The sequence below is a fragment of the Pseudolactococcus yaeyamensis genome (assembly GCF_054658615.1).
Genome location: NZ_BAAGGP010000103.1, coordinates 1 through 7,928 on the forward strand (window position 1 = coordinate 1; position 7,928 = coordinate 7,928).

Annotated in this window: 7 protein-coding genes and 1 pseudogene; all 8 read right to left on the reverse strand. The window is 36.5% G+C overall.

All coding sequences use genetic code 11. The features are described 5' to 3' along the window. Positions 1 to 226: 226 nt before the first annotated feature. On the reverse strand, positions 227 to 1,318 hold the full coding sequence (locus ACYQ21_RS13840; protein ID WP_460059116.1) for a DUF871 domain-containing protein: 1,092 nt from the start codon (positions 1,316 to 1,318) through the stop codon (positions 227 to 229). A 175-nt stretch (positions 1,319 to 1,493) separates the two neighbouring features. Next, the gene (locus ACYQ21_RS13845) at positions 1,494 to 1,736 is read right to left on the reverse strand and encodes a hypothetical protein (protein WP_460059117.1); all 243 of its coding nucleotides are present in this window, start codon (positions 1,734 to 1,736) and stop codon (positions 1,494 to 1,496) included. A gap of 50 nt (positions 1,737 to 1,786) precedes the next feature. After that, entirely contained in the window at positions 1,787 to 2,281 is a 495-nt protein-coding gene (locus tag ACYQ21_RS13850) for a YehS family protein (protein WP_460059119.1), read from the reverse strand. A 43-nt stretch (positions 2,282 to 2,324) separates the two neighbouring features. Continuing rightward, a pseudogene (locus ACYQ21_RS13855) lies at positions 2,325 to 2,839 on the reverse strand (LysR substrate-binding domain-containing protein); the annotation flags it as partial. 202 nt (positions 2,840 to 3,041) lie between these two features. Next, positions 3,042 to 4,205, reverse strand: coding sequence for an FtsX-like permease family protein (locus ACYQ21_RS13860; protein ID WP_460059120.1), 1,164 nt, complete (start codon positions 4,203 to 4,205; stop codon positions 3,042 to 3,044). A gap of 199 nt (positions 4,206 to 4,404) precedes the next feature. Then, on the reverse strand, positions 4,405 to 5,133 hold the full coding sequence (locus ACYQ21_RS13865; protein ID WP_460059121.1) for an ABC transporter ATP-binding protein: 729 nt from the start codon (positions 5,131 to 5,133) through the stop codon (positions 4,405 to 4,407). A 143-nt stretch (positions 5,134 to 5,276) separates the two neighbouring features. Continuing rightward, complete coding sequence (gene mnmA / locus ACYQ21_RS13870) at positions 5,277 to 6,401, reverse strand: tRNA 2-thiouridine(34) synthase MnmA (protein ID WP_460059122.1); 1,125 nt, start codon at positions 6,399 to 6,401, stop codon at positions 5,277 to 5,279. A gap of 232 nt (positions 6,402 to 6,633) precedes the next feature. Then, complete coding sequence (locus tag ACYQ21_RS13875) at positions 6,634 to 7,689, reverse strand: hypothetical protein (protein ID WP_460059123.1); 1,056 nt, start codon at positions 7,687 to 7,689, stop codon at positions 6,634 to 6,636. Between the last annotated feature and the right edge of the window lie 239 nt (positions 7,690 to 7,928).

Below are 7,928 nucleotides of genomic sequence, written 5' to 3' on the forward strand. Positions count from 1 at the left end.
GCGCGGATCTGTGACGCTTTCTAAATACGCGTAGATTTCGTACATCATGAACTCCCTTAATAGCTTTTCTTTTACTTTAACATAAATAGAGATACTAGGGAATTATTTATTTCATGCGTTTGTCGTGCGAAATAGGCTATGAACGTTTCCGATTAACATCAGAAATGATTCATAGCCTATTTTTTTAGAGGACTTTTGTCCCAGCCTCTTTTTGATACTCTCAAGTCTATTTCACTTCCTCAAACGTGAAGCCGCTCCAAGGTTTAATGTAATCAAGCAAGAACAACTCATCATCAGAAATACGACCGACAACATTGATTTGACCTTGATTTGGCATATCTTTAAGCGCAATTTGTGTTTCACCCTTGTATTGGCCAAATTCGACATTGCCAATCAAGATATCACCACGTTTAATATCCCTCGTATCATGTGCTGGAAATTCTTTGTCTTTATGCCACACACGTGTCATCGTTGAGCGTAAGATATATTCACTGCGGTCCCCACGATAACTATGCTCGCTCTCAAACAGGACGATACGTTCATTGTCTGTAATTGATGCACTTGGTACAATTTTCAAAGCAGGTTCAGCAGCAAAGAAAGCCTCGCTCATTGCTTTGATTTCTGCTTCGCTCGCGTAAGCATTTGCAATTGTAATATCATTGATACCACCCAATAACTTCATATGCTTAACTTGTGTCGCAATATCCAAATCACGGTGACGTTCAAGACTGACAAGACCATCGCTGAAAGGCCAAGGGCCAAATGTTGCATCATGTGAATTAACAAAAGCCATGGTATTTAAGTTATACTGATTAAATTTCTTAGTACAATAGATAAAATGATCCAGTGCCAATCCAGAATAACGCATTGGATAGAAATTATGACTACCCAACAAGAGTTCAGGATTTGGTGAATAGCTCATAATATTATCCACATAGTTAGTCCCTTGACTCATGTTGATTTCAACCTTGATGCCGTAAGGATTACGAGTCATTTTCGCTTCTTCAGCACCTGTAAACCCAAGGTCTAAACGGATGCCATCAGCTCCCATCTCATGGAAAAACGATAAGTCATCATATGACACACCAAGCTGTTCAAAAAGCGCTGGGTTAATGTCAACCATCACTTCCATACCGAGTGAATTGGCATAGTCAACAGGCTTTTTAAAGCCTGCAAGAACTTCGTCCTTATCACCATTGATTTCGAGTAGACTTGTAAAGACACGTTTAAAACCATAGTGATGCGCCAAGTCAAGATAAGCTTTATCCTTTTCAAATGTGCTACGTTCTGGATAAATAGAAATGCCAAGTTTTCCCATTGTGTTTCCTCCATTAGGCGCCTAGCGCCTTTATTTAATAAATGTCATTTAAACGCTTTCAACAAGCATGAAATGTTTTATAGTGTCATTATAGCAAAAAAATTGGTCTATGCCAATTTTTGAGTATCAAGAGCCATCTACCGAATACTGACTTTAAAGTTTTGTGTTTTCTGCCTTAACCAAAATACTTGAAAAGGAAAAATCCTGTAACGATAAAAACAAGCATCCAAAGGATTGAGATAAGCGTCCCGAGTTTGGCAAATTGATGGCCTTTCAAATCATGCGCATCAATATGTTCAAAAGCAGTCAAGCTAAAAATCAGTCCTGGTAGGGCTGTGATTGGAATAATCGCCAAAATAAGACCAGCGACAGCGGCCTTACTAACGGGTTGATTTTGCGTTGATTTTGAGTTTCTCATATTAGTTTCATTCTATCAAAATTTGCGACAAATGACAAGATTACCATCACTCAAAATTTCCCACGATAATCCAAGACCATCCCTTTAAGCATATTGCGTAAAATTTGATCACCAGCAGGCTTGTAATTACGGTGATTTTTATTGCGCAAAATCGCAGACAACTCGCTTGTCGATACCGTTTTACCCGACTGTGCCAGAAAATCCTGAAGATGATTCGTCGTGTAAGTCATGGCGATTTTAATCTTCTTAATCGTCACATTATTAATCAGCGCATCACTCGTCATATCGAAGCTCGCAGGGATTTCCTGACCATCTTTATCACGCTTCACACCGCGCTGGCTAATGATGAAGCCATTTAAGAAACGTTCCAAATTCTCGCGAGATAAGGCTTGGTCACGCTCAGTATCAGGTTCTTGTTTCTTTAAAATGCCACGGAGCTCTTCTAGGGTGAGTGTCAGCCCACCCAAGGCAAAAATATCGAGCATATCACTATCTTTAATGTCAAACGTGTAGCGCAGACGGATTAAAATATCGTTATTATTCATACCTTTGATTATACCAGAAAAGTATAGTCAAGAGTAGCTATAATCAGAGGCATTCATTAGCACAAGTATCATCTACTTTAGAAAGTTTATCCAACATAACAACAAGTTGTTGTAAATCTTCATTTAGCACGGCAGTTTTTAGATGAGCATACTGCACATAAAAAATCTCTTTATCTTTAGCCACTAATGAAATACTAGATTTTCCATATCCCTAAACGGAATAAAATCAGTCATTAAGGTAATACCAATATTCGACTTGACCAATTGACCAATCGTCTGAACATCAGAAAAATGAAGTAAAGTTTGCGCCTTTTTGTCATACTTATCATTAAGCCTTTGAAACGCCTTAGCGTGAACGAATCCTTCCTTTAATATAATAAAAGGATAGTCTGCAGCCTCTTCAAATGATATTTCAGATTTTTGAGATAGTGGCTTATCTTTAGAAGCAAAAATATAGAATTCACGTTGATATAGTAATTGCACCGTTAAATTTGGATGAACCAAAGGCGTCACGCTGCCAATTAAACTAAAATCAAGCCGACCAGATAATAATTTAGATTAATATAAAAATCACTGTTTTCGTGCGAAATCGGTATTGTTTCTCAGAAAGAATACCAAATTGGTTAAAAAAGATGCAATAACAAAAAACTCAAACGAATATTTCGCCATTAGAAAAGACTTCCCATTTTTGGAAAATCTATATGCTTGAGTTCACATACAACCATTTTCTTTTTTACCAACTTTGAAAAATATTAGCCTACTAGCTATCTGTGTCAATATTAAATTCTAAAATATCCCATTTCGTGTTGATGACTTTAATCATAGCTACAATTGACATTAAGACAAAGATTGCCAACGAAAGTAAAAGTGAGGGGAGCCAGATATTAATCCAAATCATCGTTTTATCGAACAATTGAGTTATTCTGACAAACATTAAACTCAACACAAAATTACACGTCAGAGATATTAATAGAGTTGTAAATGAATAAATTAGAATTTCAAATTCTTTCTTTAAAAAAATATCTAAAGGTCTTAACCCTAAAATAAATAATTGTTTGATTTCAAAGGTTTCTTTTTCTTGCAGTAACATCATCATACATATGGTATTTGCTAATGCAATAAGTATTGGCGCACTTAAAAAGACAACCATATTCGAAGTTCTAGTGCCTGCATCGCCACCATCAGGTAAATCAATAAGTAGTGAAGAAAATCCAGAAACAAATATACTGATAATTGTTATCGGGATATAGACTTTTTTGAAAGTATCGTAATGCTCATTAATGCTATAAGTTGCTAAGTTTAGCAAAGATAATCTAAATCTATTGGCTATGATATTGAAAATTCTAGAAAAGAATAATAAAATTATTTTGCCACATACATTTATTAACAATGATATGGCAATTATTTCTAGGAAAATCAATAAAACGCTTATAGCACCGAAAGAACTTATCCCCATCCTCTCTGGTAAAAGTGACAAGAAGTATGTCATGATAGATATATTTAAAAGTAGCATAAAGATTACTTTCAAATAATAAAATTTATCCCTATTTTTTATATTTATATTTTCGATATTTTTTTGGATTTTATAGAATGTTCGTCTCGATCTCGTATAGCCACTATACAAAGTCACTATTGTAATGAGTAACAATGTGATAAGAAAAGATTGGAACGAAAACCTGATCGTCATAACAGGAAATTGTTGAGTTCCTTGGGCGTTGACAAGAAAATTATAAAAAGTTTGAGCAAAGGGAGTTGATAGAATAGAACCACCTATTGCACCTAATATACTTGCAATAGCTAATTCTATACCTGATAAAATAGCAAGATACTCAGGTGTCATGCCCAAAATAATTTGTACATTATTTTGTTTTCGTAAACCATTTAATATTTCTTTAACAGTATTTTTTAAAACGATTGGTACCATTATCCCACCAAATACTATTGGAATAAAAAACAGTTGGGTATTATTTAATATGTCATCATTTACCAAACTACTGTTACTAAAGTTAAAAAAATTAGTTAAGCAAATATTAATGACAAAAGCACAAGTCATAAAAACAGGGAGGGAAAAAAGCCATATTTTTCAAGAATATTTAAATTGAAGCCATGCTAATGAAATCATATTATACATTCCCCGCTATTTCATGAAGAAGTGAAGCTTCAGTAGGATTTGATAAAATATTTTGTATTTTCCCATCACGTATCACAACTGCTCGATCGGTTCTTGAAGCCATTTCAATGTTATGCGTGACCATAATAACTGTTTTCCCTTGATTCGTTATTTCTCTTAAAATTTCAAATACTTTTTCACTTGAAACTGAATCTAAGGCACCCGTTGGCTCATCTGCAAATATAATTTCGCAGTCAGTTGCTAATACTCTAGCTATCGCAACTTTTTGTTTTTCTCCTCCAGAGAGAGAATCGATACTTGCCGTTGATTTTGGCTCAAAATTAATACTATTAAGTAAGTCATCAATTTGATTCTTATCAATTTTTTGATGGCTCAGTCTTAATTGTAAAGCAATATTTTCAAATACTGGCAGAGCAGAAATTAAATTGTATTGTTGAAAAATAAATCCAATTCTCTCCCTTCTTAATCTAGCCAATTTTTTTGAATTTAGCGCGTATATATTTTGAGCTTCCAAAAAAACCTCGCCACTTGTAGGCGTTGACAAACCAGAAATAATATTTAATAGTGTGCTTTTACCAGATCCAGATGGACCGACTATACTTAAAAACTCACCTTTGTTTACTTCAAGAGAAATACCATCTATTATTCTTATTATATTGTTCGATTTACCTAACGTTATTTCCTTGGTTACATTTTTGATGCTTATAATTGTACTGTTCATAGTTCTCCCCTTAATTCTTTTGATATCAACGCTTACATTATAACACTTTATAACGGTTATTGGGTAAAATTCCTAAATCGTGCAGATAAAGATTTAAAGCCCTAATAAAAAAACGCCCAAAGACGTTTTCTGCTATCAAAATATTATTGATATTGCATGACTTGTTCATTTTTATAAGCGTGGTCAATCATCGCGCCACCCAGACATTCTGCGCCGTCATAAAAAACGACAGCTTGCCCCGGTGTAATCGCACGAACTGGTTCGTCAAAGATGACTGTAACCTTGTTACCAGTCACTTTCATCGTCACACCAGTATCAGCTTGACGATAACGAAACTTAGCTGTGCAGTGCCTATCAAAAGTATCTGGCATATCACGTGTGAATGATAAATCACTGGCCTCAAGGCTTGTCGAATACAAGGCTTCATTGTGGAAACCTTGCCCGACATACAGAATATTTTTCGACAAATCTTTACCGACAACAAACCAAGGTTCGTTATCGCCACCGTGTTGACCGCCGATACCTAGACCGCCACGTTGCCCAATGGTATAGTACATGAGACCAGCATGTTCGCCCATGTCACGACCGTCAAAGGTCATCATACGACCTTTTTGAGCTGGTAAGTATTGGCTGAGGAATTGTTTGAAATTCTTTTCGCCGATGAAACAGACACCCGTTGAATCTTTTTTCTTAGCCGTGGCAAGTCCTGCACGTTCCGCAATTTTACGGACTTCAGGCTTTTCCAAATGACCAAGTGGAAACATCACTTTTTGGAGCTGTTCTTGTGACAATTGGCTGAGAAAATAAGTCTGATCTTTATTGTCATCAGCGCCGCGTAACATGTGTACGATACCATTTTCATCACGGATAACTTGGGCGTAATGCCCAGTCGCCACGTAATCTGCACCCAGTTCAATCGCATAATCAAGGAAATCTTTGAACTTGATTTCCTTGTTACACATGACGTCCGGATTTGGTGTCCGACCCGCGCGATATTCCGCTAAGAAGTACTCGAACACGCGGTCCCAGTACTCTTTTTCGAAATTGACCGTATAGTAAGGAATGCCGATTTGGTCTGCAACCAAAGCCACGTCTTTGTAATCTTCCGTCGCCGTACAGACACCAAAATCATCAGTATCGTCCCAGTTTTTCATGAAAATCCCGATCACATCATAGCCCTGCTCCTTGAGCAAAAGCGCTGTGACACTGGAATCCACACCACCACTCATGCCGACAACGACACGAGTTTTTGAATTATCATTTTGCAAAATAATAATCCTCCCATCAAAATTTATTTGGGTAACAGCGTGGCTGCCCCATGTTAATCAATCGCTTTGAAGGGCGTCATTAACTACTTTAGTATAGCAGATTTGTTGGTGGATTGCTAGATAAGAAGATCATTGGAAAAATGCGTGTGATAGACTGTATTTATCGGCGAGAAACTCACCTCAACTCTACTGACTTAAGATTTTTCAAGATATTAGCGTAACATCAACTCCCTCACTCTACTTTTTTAGCGGGTTGAGTTGGATCTGTTGCCTTTGAGTTAATGCTTTTATTAAATTCTGAAGCTTTCAAGGCGATTTGATTAAGATCAGCTGCTTTGGTATTATAATGGTCAATGTTAATATTGATTTGTGTTTGACGCGCTTCTAATTCAGCTGCTCTTTGCTCCAGAGCATTTCTATCTGCATAAAAGTCCGCCTCGCTAGTATAGTAATAACTCTCTGCCCTAACATTAAAGGCTTCAATTTCAGCATTTAAATTAGCGAGATCAGTATCATACTGAGGCATATCAGTATCAATTTGTACTTTTAAAGCCGTCAACTCCGCTGATAACTGCTCTGACTGCTTATCTAATGCGTCAAACTTAGATTCATAGCTTTCGAACATGGTCACGATTTTGTCTCTATCTTCAAAATACTTAGCGTAGTGCTTTTCAAGTTCTGGCGACAGATGACGATATTCAGTGCCTAAATACGAATGTAACTCATTATCGCGTTGTCCAATCTCAAACTTGGCATAGTCAGCCAACATCGCCTCTAATTTATCCGTTTTGACTTTGGCGTATTCTGCCTCTAAAAGCTCTGTCAGATCTTGGCGCTCACTACTGGACAATCTCTCCCAAGCAGCGTGCAACGCCTCATGTGCTGAGGTAACTTCCACAATGCCTGATAAATCTTGATTTTGGATATTATAAAGATAGATTTTGCGATGATTATAGTATCCTAAGATAGTGCGTGAATCGCTACTATCGGGGACTTCTTCGTTAAAACTCTCCGCATCTAATAATTGGGGATCAGATGCATAAAACAATACGCGTCCTTTTGGTGTGAACCCGATTTTTTCAGTTATAGCTTTAATTTCCGACGTTGGCTCATAGACCTTGGCAGCTTTTTCGTCAGCTTTGGCTTGAATTTCTGCTGGTGACAGCTTTTCTGTCTTCGACTGATTGCTACTCGCATCGGTATCCGAGTTTTTTCGGATACCATAGGCAACAAAAATTAAAACTAAAATAATCAGGAAAAGTAATCCTTTTTTATTATTTTTCTTCATAACTTTTATTATATCAAAAAAATCTGAAGAATCACTAGAAAAGTTACTTTTTTAGTAATTTATGTTAGGTTGCGTGATGATAACTTCAAGACTTGAAATAGGGAACGACTACTCCCGAGTTTGACAGTTAAAACTAAAAAATACACCCCCAAAAGCTATTATATCAAGGGATATGATAGTTTTTTGCAACTTCATACTTGTTGTAGACGGTTGGTTTTGATATAATATAAATATGGCAT

Coding starts and splice junctions, on each gene's coding strand:
- ACYQ21_RS13840 (WP_460059116.1), bottom strand. CDS start 1,318: ATGGGAAAACTTGGCATTTCTATTTATCCAGAACGTAGCACATTTGAA.
- ACYQ21_RS13845 (WP_460059117.1), bottom strand. CDS start 1,736: ATGAGAAACTCAAAATCAACGCAAAATCAACCCGTTAGTAAGGCCGCT.
- ACYQ21_RS13850 (WP_460059119.1), bottom strand. CDS start 2,281: ATGAATAATAACGATATTTTAATCCGTCTGCGCTACACGTTTGACATT.
- ACYQ21_RS13860 (WP_460059120.1), bottom strand. CDS start 4,205: ATGGTACCAATCGTTTTAAAAAATACTGTTAAAGAAATATTAAATGGT.
- ACYQ21_RS13865 (WP_460059121.1), bottom strand. CDS start 5,133: ATGAACAGTACAATTATAAGCATCAAAAATGTAACCAAGGAAATAACG.
- ACYQ21_RS13875 (WP_460059123.1), bottom strand. CDS start 7,689: ATGAAGAAAAATAATAAAAAAGGATTACTTTTCCTGATTATTTTAGTT.